The 26,331-nt window shown below is 45.5% G+C and carries 22 protein-coding genes and 1 pseudogene; 9 read left to right on the forward strand and 14 right to left on the reverse strand.

Annotated features, from left to right (window positions below; genetic code table 11):
• The first annotated feature begins 1 nt into the window (after nt 1).
• From F461_RS0116435 to F461_RS0116445, 3 genes are all read left to right on the forward strand, one after another.
• Nucleotides 2-886, forward strand: a complete 885-nt coding sequence (locus F461_RS0116435; RefSeq protein WP_020002256.1) for a F0F1 ATP synthase subunit gamma — start codon at nt 2-4, stop codon at nt 884-886.
• Nucleotides 887-959: 73 nt separating this feature from the next.
• Nucleotides 960-1,331, forward strand: a complete 372-nt coding sequence (locus F461_RS0116440; protein ID WP_020002257.1) for a hypothetical protein — start codon at nt 960-962, stop codon at nt 1,329-1,331.
• Between the two features lie 265 nt (nt 1,332-1,596).
• A complete protein-coding gene (locus F461_RS0116445; RefSeq protein ID WP_020002258.1) occupies nt 1,597-2,682 on the forward strand; it encodes a DUF6765 family protein in 1,086 nt (361 codons plus the stop codon).
• A gap of 117 nt (nt 2,683-2,799) precedes the next feature.
• Here the strand turns inward: F461_RS0116445 and F461_RS0116450 are convergent, their stop codons facing one another.
• From F461_RS0116450 to F461_RS0116465, 4 genes are read right to left on the reverse strand one after another with little or no spacing between them, the layout of a single operon-like run.
• Nucleotides 2,800-3,468, reverse strand: a complete 669-nt coding sequence (locus F461_RS0116450; protein ID WP_020002259.1) for a GNA1162 family protein — start codon at nt 3,466-3,468, stop codon at nt 2,800-2,802.
• Nucleotides 3,469-3,477: 9 nt separating this feature from the next.
• Nucleotides 3,478-3,903 (reverse strand): DUF4810 domain-containing protein, encoded by a 426-nt coding sequence (locus F461_RS18315; RefSeq protein WP_020002260.1) that lies wholly within the window; start codon nt 3,901-3,903, stop codon nt 3,478-3,480.
• Entirely contained in the window at nt 3,900-4,220 is a 321-nt protein-coding gene (locus F461_RS0116460) for a hypothetical protein (protein WP_020002261.1), read from the reverse strand. Before F461_RS0116460 ends, F461_RS18315 begins: the two co-directional genes overlap by 4 nt.
• The gene (locus tag F461_RS0116465) at nt 4,220-5,194 is read right to left on the reverse strand and encodes a CsgG/HfaB family protein (RefSeq protein ID WP_020002262.1); all 975 of its coding nucleotides are present in this window, start codon (nt 5,192-5,194) and stop codon (nt 4,220-4,222) included. Before F461_RS0116465 ends, F461_RS0116460 begins: the two co-directional genes overlap by 1 nt.
• A gap of 809 nt (nt 5,195-6,003) precedes the next feature.
• Between F461_RS0116465 and F461_RS18320 the strand changes: the two genes are divergently transcribed.
• Genes F461_RS18320 through F461_RS0116490 form a run of 4 tightly spaced genes read left to right on the forward strand, consistent with a single transcriptional unit; the run spans nt 6,004 to nt 13,830 of the window.
• Nucleotides 6,004-7,341 carry a TolC family protein gene (locus tag F461_RS18320; protein WP_020002264.1) on the forward strand — a complete coding sequence of 446 codons (1,338 nt, stop codon included), beginning with the start codon at nt 6,004-6,006 and terminating at the stop codon, nt 7,339-7,341.
• 19 nt (nt 7,342-7,360) lie between these two features.
• Nucleotides 7,361-7,621: a YHS domain-containing protein gene (locus tag F461_RS0116480; protein WP_020002265.1), complete on the forward strand. Its 261-nt coding sequence runs from the start codon at nt 7,361-7,363 to the stop codon at nt 7,619-7,621.
• 58 nt (nt 7,622-7,679) lie between these two features.
• Nucleotides 7,680-9,854, forward strand: coding sequence for an efflux RND transporter periplasmic adaptor subunit (locus tag F461_RS0116485; protein WP_020002266.1), 2,175 nt, complete (start codon nt 7,680-7,682; stop codon nt 9,852-9,854).
• 7 nt (nt 9,855-9,861) lie between these two features.
• Nucleotides 9,862-13,830: an efflux RND transporter permease subunit gene (locus F461_RS0116490; RefSeq protein ID WP_020002267.1), complete on the forward strand. Its 3,969-nt coding sequence runs from the start codon at nt 9,862-9,864 to the stop codon at nt 13,828-13,830.
• Nucleotides 13,831-14,233: 403 nt separating this feature from the next.
• On the opposite strand, the gene F461_RS0116495 is transcribed toward F461_RS0116490, so the two are convergent.
• The 8 genes from F461_RS0116495 to F461_RS18325 form a co-directional block, all read right to left on the reverse strand.
• The gene (locus F461_RS0116495; protein ID WP_020002268.1) at nt 14,234-15,649 is read right to left on the reverse strand and encodes an ABC transporter ATP-binding protein; all 1,416 of its coding nucleotides are present in this window, start codon (nt 15,647-15,649) and stop codon (nt 14,234-14,236) included.
• Complete coding sequence (locus F461_RS0116500) at nt 15,640-16,455, reverse strand: ABC transporter permease (RefSeq protein WP_020002269.1); 816 nt, start codon at nt 16,453-16,455, stop codon at nt 15,640-15,642. The genes F461_RS0116495 and F461_RS0116500 overlap by 10 nt, the downstream gene beginning before the upstream one ends.
• Nucleotides 16,452-17,387: an ABC transporter permease gene (locus F461_RS0116505; protein ID WP_020002270.1), complete on the reverse strand. Its 936-nt coding sequence runs from the start codon at nt 17,385-17,387 to the stop codon at nt 16,452-16,454. Before F461_RS0116505 ends, F461_RS0116500 begins: the two co-directional genes overlap by 4 nt.
• Complete coding sequence (locus tag F461_RS0116510) at nt 17,388-18,866, reverse strand: ABC transporter substrate-binding protein (RefSeq protein ID WP_020002271.1); 1,479 nt, start codon at nt 18,864-18,866, stop codon at nt 17,388-17,390.
• A 349-nt stretch (nt 18,867-19,215) separates the two neighbouring features.
• Nucleotides 19,216-19,962, reverse strand: a complete 747-nt coding sequence (larB, locus tag F461_RS0116515) for a nickel pincer cofactor biosynthesis protein LarB (RefSeq protein ID WP_020002272.1) — start codon at nt 19,960-19,962, stop codon at nt 19,216-19,218.
• 8 nt (nt 19,963-19,970) lie between these two features.
• Nucleotides 19,971-20,768 carry an ATP-dependent sacrificial sulfur transferase LarE gene (gene larE, locus F461_RS0116520; protein ID WP_020002273.1) on the reverse strand — a complete coding sequence of 266 codons (798 nt, stop codon included), beginning with the start codon at nt 20,766-20,768 and terminating at the stop codon, nt 19,971-19,973.
• A 10-nt stretch (nt 20,769-20,778) separates the two neighbouring features.
• The gene (gene larC, locus F461_RS0116525) at nt 20,779-22,062 is read right to left on the reverse strand and encodes a nickel pincer cofactor biosynthesis protein LarC (RefSeq protein ID WP_020002274.1); all 1,284 of its coding nucleotides are present in this window, start codon (nt 22,060-22,062) and stop codon (nt 20,779-20,781) included.
• Between the two features lie 190 nt (nt 22,063-22,252).
• The gene (locus tag F461_RS18325) at nt 22,253-23,404 is read right to left on the reverse strand and encodes an aldo/keto reductase (RefSeq protein ID WP_020002275.1); all 1,152 of its coding nucleotides are present in this window, start codon (nt 23,402-23,404) and stop codon (nt 22,253-22,255) included.
• 983 nt (nt 23,405-24,387) lie between these two features.
• Between F461_RS18325 and F461_RS0116540 the strand changes: the two genes are divergently transcribed.
• Nucleotides 24,388-25,164, forward strand: a complete 777-nt coding sequence (locus tag F461_RS0116540) for an autotransporter outer membrane beta-barrel domain-containing protein (protein ID WP_020002277.1) — start codon at nt 24,388-24,390, stop codon at nt 25,162-25,164.
• Between the two features lie 25 nt (nt 25,165-25,189).
• Nucleotides 25,190-25,411, forward strand: a pseudogene (locus tag F461_RS19560) (integrase core domain-containing protein); the annotation flags it as partial.
• A gap of 132 nt (nt 25,412-25,543) precedes the next feature.
• On the opposite strand, the gene F461_RS0116545 reads toward F461_RS19560, so the two are convergent.
• The gene (locus tag F461_RS0116545) at nt 25,544-25,894 is read right to left on the reverse strand and encodes a hypothetical protein (RefSeq protein ID WP_020002278.1); all 351 of its coding nucleotides are present in this window, start codon (nt 25,892-25,894) and stop codon (nt 25,544-25,546) included.
• Between the two features lie 8 nt (nt 25,895-25,902).
• On the reverse strand, nt 25,903-26,331 hold a 429-nt coding region (locus tag F461_RS19285; protein ID WP_026364817.1), incomplete at its 5' end, for a hypothetical protein.

The raw sequence follows: 26,331 nt of genomic DNA on the forward strand, positions 1-26,331 counted from the left end.
TGTGCAGACACTTGAAAGCTTGAAAAAGCGAATCCACACAGCCTCTGACTTACTTTCGTTGGTAAAGACCATGAAGAGTCTTGCTGCCGTCAACATTCGGCATTTTGAACAAGCAGCACAGTCTCTTGAAGAATACGCTATTGTGGTGGAACAGGCGTGGCGAGTGTTCCTCCTCTCCGAGGGAGAAATTGCACCTTTTGCTAAAACAAAAAAGGCCGTGATATTGGCGATCGGTTCAGATCAGGGAATGTGCGGCCAGTTTAACGAAATCATCCAACAGCACGCCCAGACGGAGAAAGAATCCCTGCAAGCGTCCGGTATAGAAACGGAGTTCTGGGTAGCCGGAGACCGGATTAAATCCGGACTGGGTGATGCGGGGCATCCTCCCACCCTTACTTTTCATATCCCAAGCACGCTGGGGGGGATTCATTCCGTTGTGGCCGAATTCATAGAGCATATAGCTGCATGGCGATACAAGAAGGGAGTGACACGATTTTCTACGGTGTTCAACGCTCCCCTCGGAATGCAGGGGTATGCCCCACAGAGTGTGCATGTTTTACCACTTGATCAAGAGTGGACTGACCAGCGAACAAAGGAAGCGTGGCCTGAAAGATGTCACCCTCAATTTTTCATTCCCGCAAAGCAATTGCTTAGCGGACTGTTTGAGCAACACCTGTTCGTATCTCTCTATGGTGCTCTGGCCCGTTCCCTTGCTGCGGAAAATGCTGCGCGCCTTATGGCCATGCAAGCAGCAGAAAAAAACATTATGGATATGCGGGATACTCAGGAAGCAAAGTTTCGGGAGCTACGCCAAAACGCCATTACAGAAGAATTGCTGGATATTGTTTCCGGCTTTGAAGCTCTCACAAGAGAGCACAATACCTAACTTTCATTTGACAATCCCTACCGACACAGAACATTATTCCAACTCGATTAATTATGCTCCCAGGACTTGCCCAATGAAAGAAAAATACTCACTGCTCCTGATCTTCCTGTTCGTTGTCACGCCGCTGGTCACAATTACACTTCTGCCTGCAAATTTGTGGGTTCTATTCAATATCGTACTGTTCACCATAATTATTGTCATCAGCTACAACATGGAGAACAAAAAGCACGCCCCCGGCCCTCTGGCACAAACCGGTCTTTTAGCAGGGATCCTCTGCTTTGAAACTCTGCTTTGGGGTTGCGCTAATTTCATTTTCCTAAATCCGGCTATTTCCAGCGTAACAATGTGGCAAACAGTAGGTGTACTGGCTGCCAGCAGCCTCACAGCTGTTTTCTCTTTCGCTATTCTTGGAAAACGGCTTGTGCAGATCCAGAAAGAAAACTAGACCGAGCAATCTCCAAAAATGGAGATAACAACTGCTTTTCACAATCCTTACAACACGTCTTTCTCTGTCAACTACCGATAAAATCAAAACAAGAATATAAGGCTCATCAAAACTGAATGGTTTGATGAGCCTTTACCTTTATATATGAAAAGAAGAATTTCAGAGGGAAGAACCAACTCTAGTCCCCTACTAGACTTACAACAGAACTAAACATATTAACATTCTAATTTCATTAAACAATTCACAACAACGTTGGGAGAAAACCATGCAATTAGATATGCACTATTACGGCACGTACGCAATGGCTCGCGCTGCTGGCTTAAGTCAGGAGACAGCTACAACTATTGCAACTGCCGCGCAGTTTGTTGACGACAACGCTGCTCCAAGTTCGGTTGAGTTCAGGGACGGGGGCAAATTCATGACAGAGGCAACGGCACACCATACCTTTGACAAGGCAAACCTTAAAAGAGACGACCAACGCTCTGTCTGGGTTCCATTCCATTTCCTTCCCGGCAACGAAGGTGAAACTTACACAGAAAAACTTATTTGCCGTAAAAACAGCGAAAATGCACAAGCTGTTTTACACTACGCCCTTTCGCGTAGCGATAGAACCTTTGCAGCAGAACTTATCGGGGCAGCAGCACATTTATATGCCGATACTTTTGCCCATTATGATTTTTCAGGAGTGAGTTCCCGATGGAACAACATTGAAAATGACAAGCTTACTATTTTAAATGAGGGATTTTCTACAGACATGCGTTCCTACATCGCTGCAAAACGTAAATCTTTCTTTGAAAAAAACATCGCATCATGCAAATTATTTGACAACATTTGCAGTTTTGGAGCTGAAACATTCTCTAGCGGTCTTGGACATGGTGCAGCTTGTACGTATCCAGATAGGCCATATTTAGTCTGGAGTTTTGTACGTGAAAGAACACAGGAAGAAATTAGACACAATAACCCAGAGTCATTCCTTGACGCATGCAAATCACTCCACAAATTCTTCAGTGACTTTGCTGCCGCAAGACCTGATCTATGTTCAGGAAAGTCAAAGGACTTTGAGGATATTGAAGAAGAAGTAAAGCGCATTCTTGAAACTCCAGCACCAATGGAAGGTCGCATTGAACTTTGGCAAAACGCCTGCCAGCAAGGTATGCTTACAGAGCAAATGGAGCGTATCCCAGAATACAGCAATGATGGCTGGAATGATGAAAGGCATCAACTAAATGAGAACGAACATTGTGAAGAAGCTGTTAGCCACAGCAGCTATCGCTTCTATCAAGCTGTTGCGTATCTCAGAACGTATATCTTACGAGATCTCCTCCCGCAAAATGGACTTGTTGTAGCGTAACACAACAAGCGGCATAGAATCCCATAAATTCAAGCTATTCAAAATCGTACGAGATAAAAAAAGAGCCTTGGACAATTGTTCAAGGCTCTTTTTTTATCTTCAATTGCAGGAAGAATATTATTTCGTTGAATCCAACGCTCCCTGATCGAAAATCACTGCTTCTTGATCATTCATATAGGCTTGTGAATACGGGCCCTCTGGCAGAGTTGAGAATGTAAAATTATTTACGCGCTTTGCTGCATCTACATACTCAGCCATTGCCGAGTTCACTGCAGTAACAATAATGTCTACAAACACATTGCCTGAACCTCCACCGAGATCAACAACAACCGCCCCCTTGTATCTCCACAATATATTATTTGTCCGGGTAGACCGAAGCTCACAATCAATTCCAACAGTCATATTAGAAGCAATCACTAAATATGACATGTCCCATGCTGTAATCTTAGTAAACAGCACACTGTCAGCGCCGAGATTTGTTCTGATCCCCTGCAAATCATCGTTGTACAACAGCTCTGAGTCATACAATCCTTCACTTTGCATAAACTCCATCACAACTGGAGCCGGATAAACGTAATACCCCATACGAGCTAACGGTTCTGACACGGTAGTAATATAACACTCTTTTGCGTCCGCCGCTGTTGTGAGGTTAATCGGCGGCAATACTAGAATCGAACGCGGCTGCTCTTCATACATACCGGGAAAACGCTCTGCTTTTGTTACCTGCTTTGCACAACCAACTGCAAGGAGACAGCAGGCAAGAATGGCTAAACGAAGATACTTCATACTGCCTCCCTATTTTTTAGCAGGCTTCTCTGCGGCCTGTTTTTTTTCTGCAGCAACATCTTTTGCTACGTCACCCCCGGCGTCACCATCAGGAGTCGCCATACGTACAAGCATACTCACAAACTGTTCTGACTCAGGATATGCAGCAACTTCCCTTTCATAATAGGCAACAGCCTGTTTTGTTTTACCTTCCTTTGCGAGCATATATCCATACTCTGCAAATACACCAGGAGGAACAGGCTTATTCTTCGTCTCGGCATTATCAATAATATGCAGCAACTCATCCTGATGTTCTTTAATCAGAACCGGAGTCGGTTCCTTGAGCATGGCATAATACGTTTGAGAATAGTTGCACCATTCAATGCGTTGCTGATGGACACACCCGCTAACAAGACCAACAAGAAGGAGACAACAACAAACTAGTAATTTTCTCATGGCACTCGAATTTCCTTAGTTTGCTGGCCACCGATTAAGACGGTACGCCTTACAACAACCCGATTATTACGCTGCACTTCAATGACATGTTTTCCCGGCGTAGTCTGATACAACTTGCCGCCATTTTCGCTATGAGCAGAAAGCACTGTCGGTATTCCGCCATCAACCACAAATGCAGTACCTTTTGTATTTCCAACAAAAGAAAGCCAGGCAGTCTGATCAGGAGAAGTAATTCCGGTATGTCTGCCACACCCAACAGACAACGCCATGATGCTGCAAACAAACATCAACAGGATAATTTTCTGAACCCTACGCATTATTGTTCCTCTACCAGCAGTTTTTCATACTTTCCTGACGCAATGTATGAAGAAAGATTGCCGCTCACAACACGACAAAATGACACCTCGTTACGCTGAGTTTTTCCGTATGTTTCAATCACCTCTAACTCAGCAACTTCTTTACCCGGCAACGTAATCACACTGTTTGTCTGGCGGTTTTTGACCTTCTTACCTTCCTTGACAACGGTAAAACGATCACCTTGTTTTACCCCCTGACTCTTACCGCCACCGATGATAACCATGCCTTCTTCATAGCCCAAAATGTAACTACGCCATGGTTTGTCCATCAGGTTTTCAATAATATTTGAAGCAACTGTTGTAATAGCTGCATCAATGGCTTTATCATTCAATGTAGAGTCATAACTGCTGCGTCCACCGACGCCAAAAACGGAACCTACTTCCATAAAAGCTTCACCGCTTCCGGATTCTGAGTAGATAATCTCGCCTGTGTACACATCAATAAGACGAATACTCACAGTTGCATATGCAACCTGTTTTCTGGTTCTGCTAAATACACCGACTTCGCTCGTTTCTTTACGCCCGAACTCAGTAATTGAACCAACAATCAAATAATCAGCCATGTTCTTAAGCTGGCCAGCATCACCTAAAGAAAGCTCTGCTTGGATTTTTTCCAAATCTGCTCGCTCAAGAAGAATAAATTTATCAGTCTGTACTAGCTTTTCTGACAGAATATCAACAGCCTGTTTTCCGATTCTGTCATTGTTTTTATTGAGCAAAAAACTACGGCCATATTTCGTTTCATTGGTAAAACGGCCAATTGCAACTTTTCTTTTGAGCCCATGATATGCAGTTTCCGTCTCTTGCTGAAGAGTCGGGCTAACTACTGGCGCAGTATTAGTTGAAGTAACTTTTTCCGGCTTTTTGATCGTTGCGCACCCAACACATGCGATACAAAGCATCCCTATGAGTATTCGCCAAAACAGTTTCTTCATTCTTGCTCCCCGTTTAAAACAATATAAAATAAGTGGTCACGAAATCTTTTTCATAAAGGCAAATAAAACTCAAGTTTTTTTGGATGGTTGAAGCGTTACACAACAAGGTCTGAACACAACATAATTGCAGAACTTGAGAACCGGTGAAGTCCTTCCATATAGTTCCCCCTGCACACACCCTATCCACACTTTTGAATTGATCATTCGACGAGCTAATTTTCTCTGTAACCAACCGGCACAGACTAGGGAACGACGTCAATTTTTGTACATATTGATATAAGAGTTGTCCGAAAATGATGGTGGTTAAAAAATATACACAGGGAACCAAGGACAATATCAATTCAATAGCAAATACTTTTTATTATGTAAGGAAAATGTACGTTCGAGCTTCTACTGTTGTATGGGAATATATTTACGTAATAGTAGGTTATGACCTTCTACAGGCGCTTTTCGAAGTCGGATTTATTGAAAGGACTGTCTATGTGTATAAAAATTACACAGTGGATAGAGGTCTTCTGCTAAGACTGTATATTTTTCATTCAGTTTTTGTGACAAGGTATCATCCTAAATTAGCAGCACTTTTATATCTGACTAAAATAGTAAGGATTGCACATTTTGGTATCTGCTTTGCTTAATAAGAAGTGGATACCTGTTCTTACAACCTATGCAGTAAGCGATGCGCGGGAAAATGGATTAGGTGTCCTACCTGATGGAATATACTTTGTTATGTTGTTCAAAATATAATAATTAAATCTTAATATACTGATTATACTGTTTTTTTGCACTTCTGGCCCGACTGAGAGGATAGTATGAAGTTCAAGACTGTGTTTTTTGCAGTAGCACTCTTGCTTTCTGCCGTAAGCGTCTTACATGCAAAGGAGAGGTTGGAAAACTTTTTGCCAACGTATCTAGAGCTCGCTGCTGAAAATAACGGTGAATTGTATGCAGCATTTGCTCGCTGGAAAGCTGCGATACAAAAGGCCCCTCAAGTTTCCAGTTTGCCGGATCCACAATTGAATTTCGGGGTCTATATTGTACCTGTTGAAACTCGGGTCGGGCCCCAACGTTTAAGTTATGGGCTTTCTCAAAAAATTCCGTGGCCCGGAAAGCTAAGTGCAAAAGAAGAAGTAGCCTTACGCGAGTCGGATATTCTTAGAGCGAAAGCCGACAGCATAAAAGCAAGAATTTTTAAAGAGGTAAAAGTTGCTTACTATGAACTTGCGTATCTCAATCGCGCTATAGAACTTACTTCAGAACGAATTGAACTGCTGGACTATTTAGAATCAGTAATACGTGCACGGTATTCGGCTGGTAATGCTCTTTATGCAGATGTTCTCCGTTCTCAGGTAGAGTTGGACACTTCGCGCAATCGCAAGCGTTCTTTAGAAGATTTACGTTCGCCACTTACAGCAAGGTTGAACGCGCTTATGGGAAGAAAATATGATGAGCCTGTCCGCATTGATAACGTCATTGCCGGATTTGAGCTTAAAGTGAGTGATGATCAGCTACGGACGTGGCTTGAAAGTCAGAACCCTGAGTTGCTCAATTACGAACAGCAGGTTGCAAGCGCAAGTGCACAGATTAAAGTGGCAGAGAAGAATTATTATCCAGATGTAACACTGGGTATTACATCGATTTATACTGATGACGCCCGCACAGGAGACCCCTCACAGAATGGACGAGACCCGGTTATAGCTTCTGTAGGAATCAATCTGCCAATCTGGTTGGACAGTAGAAATGCTGCTGTTGAAGAGGGAAAAGAAAAACGTGTTGCAGCATTGAAAGGCAAAAAAGGGCGAAAAGATATTTTAATGGCAGATCTGGAATTTGTATTGTTCCAATACCGTGATGAATTACGCCAAAAGGCATTATATCAGGACAGCCTACTCCCCAAAGCGGAGCAGTCTGTAAAGGTGACAATGCAAGCGTACCAAAGCGGACAAGTGGATTTGCAAGAGTTCATAAGTGCCGAAACAACATATTTTGATTTGTATCTGGCTTATGCCCGTGTCCTTGCTAATCAAGCACAACGGATAGCTCAGCTGGAACAACTGGTAGGTACGGAACTTCCTGTTGCACAGGTTCATACTCCTGTGTCTTCAGAATTTTCTTTACCGGAAGAAGAGTTGAAAACACAAGTAAACTAGACACACAAATGGGGGAAAGATGAAATCCTTAATTAAAACAGCTGTATTTGCACTGGTAATTACCGCATTCGCATTTGCGTCAACGACTGGAATGGCTGCTGAACCTCAAAAGAATTGTCCTGTAATGGGCGGTGAAATTAACAAAGACCTTCATGCAGACTATAATGGTAAACGCGTATATTTCTGCTGCCCAGCGTGCGGACCACAGTTTAAGAAGTCTCCTGAGAAATTTGTTAAGAAACTCGAAGACCAAGGCGTTAAACTCGAAGTCGTTAACTAGTAAGCCGATAGTGCTCTCGGGCCTTGCCTGAGAGCACTTGCTTTATTGAGGATCAGAGATGAAATTACCATATTTTTGGGGCAAAATAGTTATTGTTCTTAGCATTGCTGCTGTTGTTGGTTGGGTGTGGTTTGCCTTTTTGAGTGATTCAGAATCTCCTCATGATGGCACCAATGCAACGCATGTACATGTTAAAACAATAAAAGATGGTGTGGAGAGCAACTCAAGTGCCGGAAAAGTTATCTGGACGTGTTCTATGCACCCGCAAATCCAACTGCCGCAAGCTGGTAAGTGTCCAATATGTTTTATGGATTTGATAAAGCTTGAGATTGATAACAGCAGTGCTGTTGCTGAAAGCTATCGACAGATTAATTTGGGGAGTGATGCCCGCAAGCTTGCACAAATAGAAGTCACCCCTGTTAAGCGGCAATCAGCCTCAACGTCTCTTCGCATGGTCGGTAAAGTTGATTATGACGAGTCCCTTGTCGGCACTATTAGTGCTTGGACAGCCGGACGTATTGACAAAATGTATATTTCCAAAACTGGCAGCATTGTGCGCAAAGGGCAGCCTATGGCTGCTATCTATAGTCCAGAACTGTACGCTGCGCAGGCTGAATTGATTCAAGCCCAAGGAGCAAAATCTAGACTTACTCCTCAAAGCTCTTCCCTCCTTCGTACTTCCATAGAAGACAACATTTCTGCTGCAAAGGAAAAGCTACGCCTGCTCGGCCTGACTAAAATGCAGGTTAACGCTGTTCTTAAACAGAAAAATCCATCGAAAGAAATCGTTATCCGTGCTCCTCAGGCTGGTATCGTTATCAAGAAGAAAGTCGTTGAAGGTGCCTATGTTAAAACTGGGCAGCCCATATATGCCATTGCAGACCTTTCCAAAGTGTGGGTTGTTCTTGAGGCTTATGAAACGGATCTTCCTTGGATTCATAAAGGTGATGATGTTGAGTTTACCATAGAAGCATTTCCCGGTGATCAATTCAAAGGTCGCGTTGTTTATATAGACACAATGGTTAAACAGAAAACTCGTACTGTTGATGTGCGCCTTGAAGTGCGCAATCCACAAGAAAAGCTGAAGCCGGGAATGTTTGTACAAGCGGTACAGACGATGAAGCTTGCCGGCGCAAATGATCCCCAAAAAACTTTTTTAGTTATTCCAGCCTCTGCTCCGCTTATCACGGGAAAACGTGCTGTTGTGTATGTGGAACTCCCAGAGAAAGAAGGGACGTATGAAGGGCGCGAAATAGTCTTAGGCCCAAGAAGCGGTAATTACTATATAGTTAAGAGTGGATTGAAAGAAAATGAGCGTGTTGTAAGTAAGGGTGCATTTAAGCTCGATAGTGCGCTACAAATTATGGCAAAACCGAGTATGATGAGCGGTTCTTCCAGCACTGCACATTCAACCAATGTTGGAGAGTCGCTTAAGGCGCCCCAACTTTTTATTTCCAAGCTTTCTTTTTTACAGACAGATTTTGATGCGCTTGCTCAGGCCTTGCGCCAGCAAGATAACGCAACAGTTCAGTCTTTATTTAAGAGGATAAGTCAAAAAATTTCTTCCATTGATTACAGCATGCTTGAAGGGGAATCCAAACGGGTTTGGAAAGAGCACGGAATGTTGCTCACAAATGATTGTGTCCTTGGTTCTGAGGCTGAAACGTACAAGCGCCAGCACGAGATATTTGCGTCAGCTAAATTCAATTATGAAGCACTGCGCACTGCGTATGGAATAGAGAAGGTAGCAACTTCCCTGACCCCTGCTATGGATGTTCCATTTACCTTTAAAAAACAGCTTGGGCATGTGCTGACGGCATACATCGAGATCTCAGAAGCGTTGAGCAAGGACGATATGGAAGCCGCACGCAAGGGAGCAAGTCGTGTTATTTCCGCCCTTACAAACGTTTCAAGAAATGGCCTTTCAAAACAGGCAATCTCTTTCTGGGGAAAACAAGAGCAGAAAATATTACAGAATATTACGGCAATGCAGGAAGAGTCTGACATAGCAACCATGCGCGAAAAATTCTTTGCAATATCCAAGGAGTTACTTTCTTTGACAGAAAGGGTGGGAATTGCTCTGCCAGGCGAACTGTATGAAGTTTACTGCCCGATGGCCTTTGGTAACAAGGGAGCCATATGGCTGCAGCAAGATGAAGATATCCGCAACCCGTATTTCGGGAAGTCTATGTTGAAGTGCGGTGAAGTAAAAAGACAACTTCCAGTGGAGTAGCGTGGTTATGCCGGATCAAGAAAAAAACACTGCGCTACCTGCAGAAATGAATCAAGATAATTGTCCCTTGGACAAGACTTCTCCGTGTGAAGTTCAGCCGCGTACCATTACAGAAAAACTTATTTATTTTTGCCTGAAACGAAAGCTTATTGTGGCATTGCTCACCATTCTAGTTATTGGATGGGGGGCGATGGTTGCTCCTTTTGACTGGGATCTAGGCGGTCTGCCCAGAAATCCTGTTCCTGTAGATGCTATTCCGGATATTGGAGAAAACCAGCAAATCGTATTTACGGCGTGGTCCGGGCGTTCCCCGCAGGATATGGAAGATCAGGTAACATATCCGCTTACAGTTTCATTACTCGGCATTCCGGGAGTAAAGACTGTTCGAAGCTATTCTATGTTCGGCTTTTCAACTATCTATGTCATTTTTAATGAAGATGTAGAATTTTACTGGTCTCGTTCCCGTCTTTTAGAAAAATTGAATAGTTTGCCGCCGGGCACACTGCCGTCTGGCGTACAGCCAACCTTAGGGCCAGATGCAACTGCTCTTGGGCAGGTCTTCTGGTACACAATTGAAGGTCGGGACTCTCAAGGTAATCCTACTGGTGGATGGGGGCTTGATGAACTTCGCAGTGTGCAGGACTGGCTTGTTCGCTATGGTTTGCTTTCTGCGGAAGGCGTTTCGGAAGTTGCCTCTGCCGGTGGGTTTGTAAAAGAGTATCAGGTTGATGTGAATCCTGACGCGATGCGGACTAAAGGAGTTACCCTTCAGCAGGTAATTTCCGCAGTTAAGCAGTCAAACCTTGATGTTGGCGCGCGTACAATGGAAATTAACAACGTGGAATATATAATCCGCGGTGTTGGTTTCGTTAAAAAAGTATCCGATCTGGAAAAAGCAGTTATAAAAGTAACGGATAACACCCCTATCACCGTTAAAGATGTTGCAACCGTCACGCTTGGCCCAGCTACGCGACGAGGAGCACTGGATAAAAACGGCGCAGAAGTAGTCGGTGGCGTAGTCGTCGTCCGTTATGGAGAAAACCCTCTTCAAGTAATTAAAAATGTAAAAGAAAAGATTAAAGTTATCAGTGCAGGATTGCCAAGTAAAACACTTGCAGACGGTACTGTTTCAAAACTGACGATTGTACCGTTTTATGATCGGAGCGGTTTGATCAAAGAAACGTTAGGGACACTGGATAGTGCCCTGTTTGAAGAGATTTTGATTACCATCATTGTGGTACTTCTTGCTGTTATGCATTTCAGAAGTTCATTATTGATTTCTTCCCTGCTTCCTTTGGCTATTCTCATATGCTTCATAGCCATGAAAACATTGGGGGTAGATGCCAATATTGTTGCCCTGTCCGGTATTGCCATTGCCATTGGTACAATGGTGGATATGGGGATTATAATATGTGAAAATATTCTGAAAAAGTTGGAAAGTGCTCCGGAAGGAGCGGATACGTTCTCTCTTATCTTTGATGGGGTTTCTGAAGTTGGCAGTGCGGTTATGACGGCTGTTGCCACAACCATTGTCAGTTTTCTGCCTGTTTTTGTTATGGAAGGGGCAGAAGGAAAGTTATTTAAGCCATTAGCGTATACCAAAACGTTTGCTCTTGGTGCCTCTATTTTACTTTCGCTTACAGTTCTTCCGGCACTTGCTCATGTCTTATTTAAGGCAAGAAAATCATCTTATATGGGGCATAAAAAATACATTGCACCCGGATTGCTTGTGATAGCAGGTATTGTGCTTGGGGTAATGATCAAATGGTGGATTGGCATCATAGTCGCTTATATGGGAATCCGCCGGCTGATACGATCCCATTTTTCAACGCAAACCGAGTTGATTCTTGAACGTATTGAAAATTGGGTAGTCATTATTGCAGTCACCATGTTCCTTTCCCAGCACTGGTTGCCTCTTGGCCCTGGAAAAGGATTCACAGTTAACTTTTTCTTTGTTGCTGGAACCATTGGTAGTTTGATGGCATTTTTCTATGTCTTTCAAAAGACATATCCTACGTTGCTTCGTGTTTTTTTAAACTGGAAAGGCACCTTTTTAGTACTTCCCGTAAGCATTGTTTCATTTGGTATGGTTATCTGGCTTGGGTTTGGGACACTAACGTCGTGGCTGCCTGATGTAGTTCGTTCTTCTACCCCACTGATAGCGCTAAACCATGCTTTCCCCGGCTTAGGTAAAGAGTTTATGCCGCCGTTAGATGAAGGGTCATTCCTTTATATGCCTACCACAATGCCGCATGCATCCATTGGCGAGGTTCAGGAGGTGCTTGCAGCGCAGGATAAAGCTATTCAACAGATTCCTGAAGTTGAAAGTGCTGTGGGAAAACTTGGCAGGGCAGAAACTCCTCTTGATCCTGCTCCTGTGTCCATGATTGAGACGGTTATTAATTATAAGCCTGAATTCCTGTTAGATAAAAATGGCAAACGGACGCGCTTTAAATTTGATGCATCTAAAAAAGACTACATGCGCTCTGCTGATGGCAAGCTGCTACCTGCCAATGATGGATATCCGTATCTAGTACGGGGATATTATGAACGTGATGCCGCAGGACGACTTATTCCAGATTCGGGAGGACAACCGTTCAGAGTTTGGCGTATGGCGCTTGATCCTGAAATTAATTCTGGCCGTGAAAAATGGAATGGGGTGCATTCTTCTGATGATATTTGGGATGCTATTGTAAAGGCTGCCAATATCCCCGGGGTAACAAGTGCTCCCAAGCTTCAGCCAATTGCTGCCCGTATTGTAATGCTTCAATCCGGCATGCGTGCTCCAATGGGTATTAAGATCAAAGGGCCTTCGTTACCCGTTATTGAAGAATTTGGATTACAGCTTGAGCATTATTTAAAGCAGGTGCCATCCATAATGCCTGCAGCTGTTACAGCGGATAGAATAGTCGGTAAACCGTATCTTGAGATTGTGATAAATAGGGATGCGATAGCCCGTTATGGAATTACCGTCAGCAGAGTTCAAGATGTGATTGAAAGTGCAATAGGCGGGCGCGTATTAGGTACGACTATTGAAGGACGCGAGCGATACCCCGTACGAGTACGATATCAGCGAGAGTTACGTGATTCTATTGAAGGACTCAGTAATGTCGTTGTTGCTGCTCCTTCAGGAGAACAGATTCCAATACGACAGCTTGCGGACATCAAATATGTTCGTGGCCCTCAAGTTATCAAGAGTGAAGATACATTCCTTATCGGGTACGTCCTGTTTGATAAAAAGTCAGGATTTGGTGAAGTTGATGTAGTTGAACAGACCCGCAGATTCCTTGATCAGAAAGTTGCTACCGGTGAGTTGGTGATCCCGGCAGGCGTGTCATATGAATTTGCAGGCAGTTATGAAAACCAGATTCGGGCACAGAAGAAACTGTCCATAATTCTGCCGCTTGCCCTGCTGGTGATTGTCATAATTCTTTATCTGCAGTTCAGTGCCGTTACCACAACCCTAATGGTTTTTTCAGGCATTCTTGTGGCATGGTCTGGCGGCTTCATTATGATTTGGCTTTACGGGCAGGATTGGTTCTTGAACTTTTCAATGTTCGGTACAGACATGAGAGAGCTTTTCCAAGTACATCCGATAAACCTGTCTGTTGCCATTTGGGTAGGATTTCTTGCTCTGTTTGGTATAGCCTCCGATGATGGTGTTATTATGGCTACGTTTCTTGATGAATCAAAAGGCAAGCATTCACATGAGACAATAGAAGATATTCGTACTTTTGTTGTTGAAGGGGCCAAAAAACGGATTCGCCCGGCCTTAATGACATCGGCAACAACTATTTTAGCGCTGTTACCGATCCTAACATCAACCGGTAAGGGCGCGGACATTATGGTCCCTATGGCGATTCCTTCATTTGGCGGTATGTCTATAGCGTTATTGACAGTCTTTGTTGTACCTGTGCTGTACTGCTGGGTCGAAGAATACCGTTTAAAAGTGAAGAACAGATCAAAAGAAAGGTGATTGAAGCACAGAAATGACTTTGGCTGTTATGGCGTGCTGTTATACTAAAGAGTAATGGCTGTTCGCTATTCTTGGAAAACGGCTTGAGCGTATCCAGAAAGAAAACTAGATCGAACAATCTCCTGCACCAATGGAAGATCGCGCTGTTGCGTATCTCAGAACGTATATCTTACGAGATCTCCTCCCGCAAAATGGACTCGTTGTAGCGTAACACAACCATAATTGCAGAACTTGAGAACCGGTGAAGTCCTTCCATATAGTTCCCCCTGCACACACCCTACCCACACTTTTGGATATAAACAGGGTATAAAAAAAGGTAGTCAGAAGTGTTTTATACTTCTGACTACCTGTATTTATAGAATGTTATAGATAAAACTAAACCACTAACCTACTGGTCTTAGCATTAGTGATACATCCATTTTTCAAGATTGATTACCCGATCACAGCTTTTTTCCAGTAAATTAATATCATGGCTGACCAGCAACATACCGCAGTTATTGTCACGGACGGCGCTTGTTAAATGATGCATAGTTTCTTTTTGCGTTAGTGGGTCGAGCCGTGAGGTCGGTTCGTCGGCGAACAGGAAGACGGGGTTGAGAAGCAAGGCGCGTACAATCGCCAGCCGTTGCAGTTCGCCGCCGGAGATACCTGCGGGTTTTCGCTCCAATAACGAGCGGTCCAGTTTTAGTTTGTCCATCAATTCGTAAAATCGGTCATCGGCAAGTCCATGCAGGGCCACCAGTTCCTCCAGACTGCTTTTTACGGTATGGAAAGGAGAGAACGAAGCTGGCGGATCCTGATATAATTTCAAAAACTGAAAAGAGTTAAATCCGTTGGTGCGCATCACCTTTCCCGTGTCGGGAGAAGCCAGTCCGAGAAGAATGTCGCCAAGGGTACTCTTCCCGCTACCGCTCGGGCCGAGGAGTCCGACGATTTCTCCTTTGGCGATACTCAAATCGACATCCGTGAACAACGTATCGCCGGAGAAAGATTTGGCGATACCTGTACAACTGATGACATCATCCCCTGTAACGGGATGCTTCTCAGTCTTTTCCCAGCGACTTGGGACTGCATTAATCAGTTCCCGTGCATACTCGCTTGTCGGGGAAGCAAACAGAGCTTGAGTGGTGCTCCGCTCCTGTTCGACACCGTTTCGCATTACGATGGTCTGCCCTTTCAGGCTTTCCGCGACCTCCACATCATGGGTAATAACAAGCAGAGTACCTTGCCTGTCCAGTACGCCCTGAAGCTGGTCGATGACCTCCTGCTTGCGGTCGACATCAAGTCCTTTGGTAGGTTCATCTACGATAAGGATATCCGTGCCTCCGGCCATGATGCAGCAAAATACCAACCGTTGCGCCATACCACCTGATATCTGATGCGGATACTTGTCGCGTGATTCGCCTAGATTAAAGCGGGCCAAATCGTCAGTCGTCTGCCGGCATGAAGTCTGAGCATCCTTGCCGAGCACACATCGGTATACTTCCTCAACCTGTGGTGCCGCCCGTTTAGTCGGATCCAGTGAAAGCCAAGGTTCCTGCGGCAACATGCCAAGTTTCCTGCCCCAGAGCCGTTGGCGTTGCCTCGGAGATTGGCCGAGGTATTCCGTACCATCGACGTAGACTTCGCCGCCAACTGCCAAGTCATCCGTAATATTCCCTAAAATAGCTTGAGCAATAAGGCTTTTCCCTGAGCCGGTTTCCCCGACCAGAGAGAGTGCTGTTCCCTTGGGGATATCAAAACTGATAGGGGAAACAATCTCGTTACCGCCGGTAACCGGACGAACAAAAAGGGATTTTACACTCAACGCTATTTCCATGACGTGTCACTCCGTGTAAGCAGGTTCAGCCCCAGAACCAGCGCGACGACGATCAGTATCGGCTGCATAAGAATGAAGGGCGCATCGTAGATGTAAGGGAAGAGTTCCGTCATCATAAGTCCAAGTTCGGAAACAGGGGGTCGTACGCCCACATTGACAAACCCGAGCGCTGCCAGCGCGAGGATGGCATTACCCGCTCCCAAGGCTGCAAGAGGCAGGATGCTGGAAGCCAACCCCGGCCATATGTGCTTACGGAAGCAGTACCACGTTCCGAAGCCGAGCAACCGGGATGATTCAAGATGGGGACTGGCGCTCAGGACACGAGTCTGGGCGCGTACCACACGAAAGTACTCAAGCCACAGCACCAGGGAGATGCCCACGTACAGAACCAGAAACGATCCGGGGCTGATTGTGGCGATAAGCATGATGAGCATCAATCCCGGCAAGGCGGCCACAACATCAGCCGCAAAAGAAATAGCCTTGTCCGTTAATCCACCTTTCCACCCCGCGATGACCCCGAAGATCAAGCCGGGTACAACAGCAGTGAAAACACTGATGAGGGCAAGCGACATGGAGAGGCGAATGGCCGCTCCAATACGGGAGAACATACTTCTGCCCAGATGGTCTGTCCCGAACGGCTCTACCCATGACGGCCCGTGGAGCGCGTTATACAAGTCTGTTTGCTGAGCCGGAACATCATGCACAAGAGGTTGGAGAACTCCCAGCAGAATCACGGCGAGAAGAATGCCCGCTCCGACCTGCTGTGTCCTGTTCAGTTTATTGAAATAGGAAATGACGTCGGTCATGATTTGCGCTCCCTGGGATCGACCCAGCGATAGAGTATGTCGAGCAGTGTGTTAAGCAGTATGAAGCTGAGGGCCAGTGTCATGCACGTCCCCTGAATCATGGGAATGTCCCGGGCAAAGATAGCATGCGCCATCGAGTGACCTATGCCGGGCCATGCGAACAGAGTTTCCACGATAACAAGACCTTCTACCAGATAGACAAGCTGAACGCCGTGGTAGGCAATGACCGGAATGGACATGTTCCGCATCCCGTGACGCAACAGAGACTGACACCAACCCAAGCCTTTGAGGCGTGAGAACTCGAAGTAATCCTGTTCCATGACATCTTTCAATGAAGCGCTGGTAATGCGAACGGATACCGTAATGAGGGGAAGAGCCAGTGTTAATGCCGGTAATACGTAGTTGATAGGCTCGCCGCAGCCTGCAGCGGGCAGAACATCCAGCCAGATGGCAAATACCACAATGAGCACAATGCCGATGACATAGGACGGAATGGATCGGGTAGCCACGGAGAGAGCCACAGATAAACGATCCACCGTTCGGCTTCTGGTAAACGCTACCAAGACACCGAGGGTCGGGCCGACAATGGCGGCAATGGCAATGGCGGCCAGAGCAAGGGTCAACGTGCTGCCGAACTCATGTTTCAAAATGTCAGTGATCGGGGCACCACTTACCATCGACTCCCCGAGGTTCCATTGCAACAAATCCATGAGCCAGTGGAAATAGGCTGAAATCGAGGATTGTCCCAATCCTAATTCCTGACGCACGAGTTCCGCCGCGGCAGTATCGACCATGTCATGACCGTATCTGCCGGCAGCGATGCGATAACCCATGTCACCCGGAAGCGCCTTGGTCAGCACAAAAGTCAATGTGCCGACGACGAACAAAGCCAATGAAGACTGTAACACTAGGTTTCTTACGAGGCGTACCATCTAATGATCCCAGCGCATTTCGGAAATACGGTAGCTGCGTTCCAGCGAATCGAGGGAGAAGCCGACGATATCATTAGCATAGGCTGCCGAATGAACGTAGGAAACGACCGGAATGGTTGGCATTTCGTCATGCAAGATAGTGCAGACGGTCTTCACGTGTTCAGCGTACTTTTCCGGAGTAGTTGTTTTTTGAATAGCAGCAAGGGATTTCTGCATGACCGGACTGTTCCAGTTCATAGCCCCCCAATCGCCACCTTCCGGAGCATAATCCATCAAAATCGAACCGAGAGGATCGGATATCAACCCGTAGTTTCGAGCCATCAAACCCATTTCCAGTGTGCCCTCATTATGCCCCTGAGGAATCGCGCTGGAATTAGAGACAGCAATATTCAGTTTGATGCCCATTTTTCGCATCTGGTCCTGCAGAGCAGTCGCACACACGGGTAATTCAGGACGGTCGGAATAGGTGGTCATGGTGAACTCCAAAAGGGAGCCGTCTTTTTCAAGATAACCTTCACTGTTTTCTTTCCAGCCCTGTTTCATCATCAACGACTTATAGCTGCCAACGGTTGGATCCGGCTGTTCCAGTGAATCCAGATGCCAGATACCGAGAGCCGGTGGGAATAATTGTTGGGCTGCGGACTGCTCCTCACGCATAACGGTGAGGGCAATACCCTTGCGATCGAAGCCCTTACTGAGGGCCTTGCGGAGCTCAGGCGTATTCATCCCCGTATGTGTACAATTCATCTTAATGACAATGGTACGGGGCAACGGGGTCGTTGATACGCGGATTCGGTGGAACCGTTTCAGTCGCTGAAGTGTTACAGGATCAAGAGTAAAGATGATATCTGCGTCACCGCTTTGAGCCATGAGTGCGCGTGTTTCGTTTCTGGCGACGGCAAGATATTCGGCGGTTCGAATTTGTGAAACCGATCCCCAGTAGTCTCTAAATGCCCTGAGCTTGATCTTTTGCGGAAGCTCAAATCGAGTAACCTCGAAGGGACCGGTGGCTATGAGGCGGATCACATCACCGTTATTATCGTACGCGGCTGGCGCGAGGATACAGGCTGTATAGTGGGCTACTCCCGAAGCGAGCATAGCGCATGCTTCCGAGAGTTCGAAGATCACGTTATCGCCTTCCGCCCGTATGGATTTGATGGGCATTTTGCGGAGCATGCCCGGTTTGCCCAAGGATATGTTGAGGGAGTCAGCCACGTTTTGAGGGGTCACTTTCGACTTGTCGTGGTACCTTGCTCCCTTACGTATGGCGAAAGTCCACGTGAGGCCGTCTTCACTCGTGCTCCAACTTTCAGCCAGACATGGAATCAGGTTCCCGTCGTGGTCTACGGACGTCAGTGTTTCAACAATTTCCATACGTTGGAAAATAATGCCTGATTTGGCTGGGTCGATGCCTTTAATTTCCCATGGGGCAACGGCTACGAGGGTGCGTTGGTGGCTTAACGCCGGTTGGGAACCCATCAGTAAGATAAATACCGGAAGTGCTATTACAATGAACAGAGCACTCCATTTGATTTTGAATGAGGTAGAAAAAGTAATTGAAAGACCCTCCTTTGCTCACAGCCGATATATTCGATTGCACGCCTAAATATTACGAAATTCGATTCAGTAACACATTAGATGCACTATTTTAAAAAGAGTAACTATGTCAAGGCACAGATCTTAACTGCCCGTCACATTGCAAGATAACTTCCATCATCGCATAAGCGCGGTTAGCAATAAAAAGGCCCCTCGGAGAACACTCCGAGGGGCCTTTCATTTAATTATGGTTAACAACCACGTAAAAAACTTGCTTTGGGCTAACTACTGCTTACTCCAACAAGTTATTAATCTTACAGGCCGCACAAGCCGCTCCGAATCCGTTATCAATATTGACTACAGAAACACCACTCGCGCAGGAAGTGAGCATCCCGAGCAAGGCAGAAAGTCCGGAAAATGATGCTCCGTACCCGACTGATGTAGGAACCGCGATTATAGGCTGTGAGACAAGTCCCCCAATAACACTGGCTAATGCCCCTTCCATTCCGGCAATTACAATAAGCACACTGGCTTTGCGGAGTTGGGGAAGCTTATCCAGAAGGCGGTGGATACCGGCAACGCCTATATCGGAGATAACGGTGGCACGGCTACCGAACATTTCGCAGGTAACACGGGCCTCCTCCGCAACTGGTAAATCCGAAGTTCCGGCAGTAACAATAACGATCTCTCGTGATTTGAATTTTAGTGAACCGCGAATCAGGGCTAAGGTACGCCCCAATGCATTATAGCTGACGTCAGGACAGACTGATTGCACATGCGTTGCCATTGCCGGCGAAACCCGTGTAGCAAGAATGTTTGTGCTGCCGGACACCCCGAGGAAAATATCCCCGACCTGTTCAGGCGTCTTGCCTTCCGCGTAAATCACTTCAGGAAACCCATTGCGCAACGAACGGTGCAGGTCAAACTTGGTGTGTCCCAGATCTGCATAAGGCAGGTCACGTAACAGCTCTACACCTTCATCAATATCAACTTTGCCTTCCCTTACTGCAGACAAGAGTTCCTTTAATTTATTTTCCATAATTCAAATTATACCGTTTGTTCATTAAGGCTGCCCATACGATAACCAGCCATATCCAATGTGACATGGCGATATCCCAGCCTCTTGAGATGTGCATCAATCTGACGGCGTACATGTGGTGCAACCAAATCAGGAATTACCTCTTCAGTTACTTCAATACGGGCCAGTTCTCCATGACTGCGCAACCGGACAGAAGAAAATCCGATAGATTTAAGGAACAACTCCCCTTCTTCAATGCGCCGCAGTTCTGGTTCGTCTACGTCCGTATCATGAGGAATACGGGTTAACAGACAAGTTCCGTTCGGCTTGTTCCATGTTGGAAGAGCCTCTTCTTTAGACAACGCCCGAATCTCCTGTTTAGTCAGTCCAGCATCCTGCAAGGGACTACGGATTCCTAATTCCAGCAAAGCCTTACGCCCCGGACGGTGATCGTCCAGATCATCCATATTGGTTCCGTCCAGAATATGGTCAATCCCCTCCGCTTCAGCAATACTCTTGAGCTGCAGAAATAGTTCCCGCTTACAAAGGTAGCAGCGTTCTGCCGGATTGTTACGCAATTCCTCAGGGAAAGACACGTTCACCAGTTCATGACGGACATTCATATCCCGCGCCAGAGCAATTGCCTCTTTCACCTCCGCCTGAGGGGTATACGGGGCAGATAACGTCACAGCGAACACCTTACCGGGCAAAGCCTGATTTGCGGCATGAAGCAGGAACACACTGTCCACTCCTCCGGAAAAGGCCACAAGAACACGTTCCATAGACCTAAGATCGGCGAGAAGAGTTTCATATTTATCTCGAGACATAGAGCTCTTCTCACTTCCCATGCTTATGGATTGCGTCATAGACATCACTGATCGGGATACCGTTTCGCCGGGCAATCTCTTTGCAATCCTCAAATTCCGGCTTGGAACGGATTACCACGCCATTAAGATGCGTGTGTTTCAAGGTCACCTCGCCCAACGGGATCTCAATACGCTCAAAACTTCTTTCCAGCGCGGTCTTATCAACTGAAAGACTTTTTATACCTAATGTGGTTGTGTGTCGAAAAATCAAGTCTTTGAAATACTCTTCCTTATCCATACCGCACAAAAGTGAGACGAGGGTGCCCGGCCTGTTTTTCTTCATAAGTATAGGCGTAAAGTACGCATCCATGGCACCATGTTCCATGAATATATCCATGGCTTCCCCAAGCATCTCTCCGGTCATGTCGTCTATGTTGCACTGAAGAAGACGGGCTTCTGATTTACCCGAGCACTCCTGCTCCACTACAGCCAGATACGCTCTAAGAACATTAGGAAGTCGGGTTTCACTGCGATGCCCTATGCCGTACCCTGTCCTTTGTATTTTCATGACAGGAGAATCGATGAATCTATCAGTCAGAGAGGCAATAATAGCCGCACCAGTAGGTGTTGTGGCTTCGTGTGTGGTTCCACCGACAGAGATCGGGATATTATGAAGAATTTCAGATGTGGCCGGAGCAGGAACAGGCATTACACCATGAACGCAATGGACAACACCGCTGCCCAGTTCCACAGAACGGGCCCAGACACCTTCAACGCCCAAGTTATGGTAACAGATAGCCGCGCCGACTATGTCCACAATGGAATCCGTGGCCCCCACCTCATGAAAATGAACCTCATCCACCGGTTTTGCATGCACTTTGGCTTCGGCTTCGGCAACCTTGCGGAAAATATTGAGACTGGTTTCCTTAACCCTCTCGTCCAATCCACTTTTCATGATAATGGATTTGATATCAGTAAAATTACGGTGGGGTTTGTGGGTATGTGCGCAGGAATTTTTTAAGTCTTCCTTCCCATGATGATGGTGAGTGTGCTCATGATGATGGCTGTTTTTGTGCTGCCCATGAGTATGGTCATGCTCGTGAGCATGGCCCTCGCCGCGCAGATGCACTTCGACCCGTGTGCCATGAATACCTCTTCTGCTATCCTTGGTGATTTCGAGTTCGAATTCACTATTCAGGTCTAATTTCCCCAGTTCGGAACGCAAAAACTCAGCATCAACACCAAGGTCGATCATGGCTGCCAGATTCATATCGCCGCTGATTCCGGCAAAACAGTCATAATATAATATTTTCATTTTGTTATCCGATAATCGTAGCCCATGTCCTCTCCGCTTTTATATAGAAAAATCCGGTAACATACCGTCTCGCCGGATTGCAGAAATTATAACGCTGAAAAGGACAAAAAAATTATAGGCTGACGGAGGAAGATACTCTTGCTGTGCCCCCCGTCAGCCCAGTATATTCAACTATTATTTTTACATAACGCTACGCATTTTCAAGTTCAGTGACGACCCTTTTAAGGACCTCTGGAATATTAATCTGCTGCGGACATTTTTCCAAACATTCCCCGCACTCTATACACTGAGACGCAAACCCTGCTTCACGCTGGAGAACTGTACCCGCGGCAAACGATTTATAAAAATGTTTAACGCCTTCCAAGCCTCCGAACATGTGCAACTTATTGAATAAATCAAAGCAGGTAGGAATCTGGACTGCTGCAGGACATGGCATACAGTATCCACACCCCGTGCAACCGACCTGCATAAGTTCCCGATACTTCGTGCTTACCCGGTCAACCAGAGCACACTCTTCTGCCGTAAGGGAATCTGCATGCGCTTCACAGGCAATAGCCATGTTCTGCTTCACATGGGACTCAATGTTCATTCCTGAAAGCACCACTGTGACTTCCGGATGATTCCAAACCCAGCGCAGTGCCCATTCAACAGGAGCACGTTTGGTCTGCGCTTCGTCCCAAATTTCCGCGACAGCCGGAGGCGCAGTAGGAAGACCGAGATTACCACCGCGCAGAGGTTCCATAATAACCACACCCAGATCCTTGGATGCAGCATATTCCAGCCCCTTGGTTCCTGCCTGAAACTCCTGATCGAGGTAGTTGTACTGAATCTGGCAAAACACCCAAGGGTAACTGTCCACAATACCGTTGAAATCCTCTGACAGGCCATGGAAGGAAAAACCGGGATTCACGATGCGTCCGTCACGTTGAGCCTGATCAAGAAATTCCTTCACGCCGAGAGCTTCGATCTTATCCCAGGATGGGCCGCTCAGAGCATGGATCAGATAATAGTCAATATGATCCGTGCCGAGCTTTTCCAACTGAGCATTAAGGAAATTGTCCATATCCTCACGGCTGTTAACCATCCAAGTCGGGAGTTTGGTGGCAATTTTTACTTTTTCACGATAGCCGTCACGCAAAGCTTTGCCAAGCAACGGCTCACTTTCTCCGTTGTGGTACGGCCATGCGGTATCCACATAGTTAACACCATTATCAATAGCTTCGCGGATCTGTGCAATGGCTCGTTTTTCGTCAATTTTTCCATCAACCATCGGCAGGCGCATACAGCCGAATCCCAGTGCGGAAAGTTGATCGCCATTCTTGGGCATTGTTCTGTAAAGCATATTTTATCTCCTAACTAGTAGTAATTGCAGAGTATGATATAGAAATGAGGCGAAAGTACGACATACGCCAATAAGGGACATCTATTATGTATCAAGTAACACCAGATTATAATTCAACCTGCCGACATCCTGCTTACATTTCTGGCTGTAATTATTGCCACACTTTTAATACGGTTGGAACAGACGATCCTCTGTGCTTTTTACCTGATCCTTCAATCCAACAAATAGCCTTAAAAATACCATCAATATTAAAGAAGAAAAAACACAAACAGCCACTATCCCATAAAAGAACAGTAGCTGACAATCGCTGATATTTGTATTTTCTATTTTTGCCCAATACAATAAAAAACGACATGGAGATAAACAGCAACACTATCCATGTCATGTCTTAAATGCACCCTAACAGAACTGAGCCTACAAAAATAGATGCACTAAAGCACTGTTGTATTGAATCAGACAATAACTACAGGCGAAGCTGACTTGCATCAGGTTGTTGAACAACATCATGTACTGAAGTGGCACCTTCTGTGATCGAATTTACCGCTTCAAAACTAAATGCAACCAGATAACAGTTGCCGATCATCGTATCCTCATGAAGTTATCGACTTTAACTCAAGAACGTCTACGAAACTAGGGGCGATTCAAACATCACTTCGTATTGACAATCAAACATTTTGCAACGCTATCTATTCATATCCTTCCACTCCTTATTGTCCCCCCCATGCGGAAAAGTTACCCGCACATAGCTAGTTACCACCTTCAACATCAACCGTATTTAAGCGCTACGCCGCCTCCACACTCTTCAAGCAATGCCAAAGCTACATTCTGCTTCTTCCCAAAAACCAGTGTGCTAGCCGGAAATTTATTAATTTGTTAACAGGTTAAAAAACACAGTTCTTCTTGCATCGCTTACCTGCCTTCTAAATTGGAATACTTCCCGCTCTCCTCAAAAAACTCATCCCAAAAAAGCCATGAGAATAGACATGAAAAAACTAACCCTTGCGTTACTTCTTTTTGTTTTCCCTTTTACTGCACATGCTCAAACAACTTTTACAATATCTCCTAAGGCCATTTACTTTTCGTATCACGAGCAGGTAATGGATGAGACTGGCTACCTTGCCGGAATAAATACTGGACTTACACATACAACCAATCAGGGATATTTCTTTGGTCTTGAAGCAGAAGGATTAGGCGGGGAATTACGTTATGAAGGGAAGTACTCTGATGGCACGGGTCTCAGTTGCGATACCCACGACTTTTTGTTTCAGGGTACGGCTGCTGTAGGAAAAGAATTCACTATTTCATCCTGGCAGTTAACTCCGTATACAGGCCTCAAATACCGCTACTGGCGGGACAACATCATTACTGAGGGAGGCTATCTACGCCAGATTAGCCAGTTCTACCTTCCTGTCGGCTTGACTGCACAATATGACCTTGATGACAGTTGGAACGTAAAAGTAAAAATGGAAGGTTCGTTGTTACTAGCCGGAAGGGTGTATTCAAATTTGAGTGACGCCGGAAGTATGTACTCCGACATAACAAACCACCAAAGCTTTGGCAGTGGTGTCGGAGCGCGCATCTCAACAACATTGCAAAAGAATTTGGGAAGTTACATTCTCGGAATTTCACCGTATTTCGAATGGTATGAAGTTAAAACATCTAAAAAGGCATCAAGCCAGATTGGCGATCAACCAGCAAAATTTATTGAGCCACATAACACAACATGGATGCTCGGCCTATCTTGTAGCCTATCCTTCTAACGCCCCTCTATAAGGGGTAATCCCCTCCGGAAAGGGAACTCGCTGGGACAACGCCGTCGCAGAGTCTTTTTTCACACAGTCAAAAATCAACTGATCCGTCACAGGAAATTTAACACCAAGCATGAAGCCGACTTGGCTCTATTTAATCGAGGCGTACTACAATCGAAGACGGCGAGATTCGAGCATAGGATGGGAGTCTCCAGTTAAATATGGATACCGTAATGAACAGTATGACCTTGAGGCTTAACTTGGTGTCCACATTTTTGTTGTAGGATCAGTCAGTGCCTTATTAAATGCAACTATCGTCATTAAAATTCTCCAGCTCTTTCCTAGTCTTCAATTTGACAAGAAAGCAAACAAAATTAGTCGACACATCTAATTACTCTTCCAAATCATTTTCATATTCAGCTAGCAACCAATCCCATTCCGGAAGTGCCCCAAAATTATTATACATACTTTCTTCAATCTTTTTTTTATCAACCTTGTCCAACAAAATAATATAATTTTCCTTTTCAAACTCTTTAATCAAAAGCTTATGTAACTCTCCATATATAGAATAGTTAAGAACCCCCTCCCAACTTTCAACAATCCCATACTTTTCTTCAATCTCTTCATAAAGGCTCCATAATTTTGGGCTATATCTAGATTCTCCAGCTCCTACACAATCATCAACCACTATTTGATTTGGCCAATAACTGGCTACCTTTTCAAACATTTCAGAAAATTTCATTTCTTCTCCTAAGGGTGTGTTATAACTTTACCATCATGCCCAAGAGTAATTTTATGCGTTTTGCTAGGAGCAACTCCTTTTTTCATACCAACCTTCCATTCACCAACCTTATCTGTATGTGTGGTAGTACTTTTTTGGTAGATATAACCATTAAAGACATAATTATTACCTATCTTAACAAACACTTCTCTTTCTAAAGTCGGAACGGGTAGTACCTCACCAACTTTTGCAGTGGATACGTTTGAGGTCGTAACTTCTGGTCGAAGGGTTATTTTTTTACCCGTTTGGGCATGTCTTACACGGACTCGTCCATCAGAAGATAAGAGTGGCTCCCAAACATCAATCTCACCGCTTTGATCTGGAGTGGTGTGGACGATTGGAGAGCTTGAACCATTATCTGGAGTAACTAATGGGCCAGTGTCAACACCACCTTCTGC

The sequence above is a fragment of the Halodesulfovibrio aestuarii DSM 17919 = ATCC 29578 genome (genome assembly GCF_000384815.1).
In the GTDB taxonomy this organism is placed as follows: domain Bacteria; phylum Desulfobacterota; class Desulfovibrionia; order Desulfovibrionales; family Desulfovibrionaceae; genus Halodesulfovibrio; species Halodesulfovibrio aestuarii.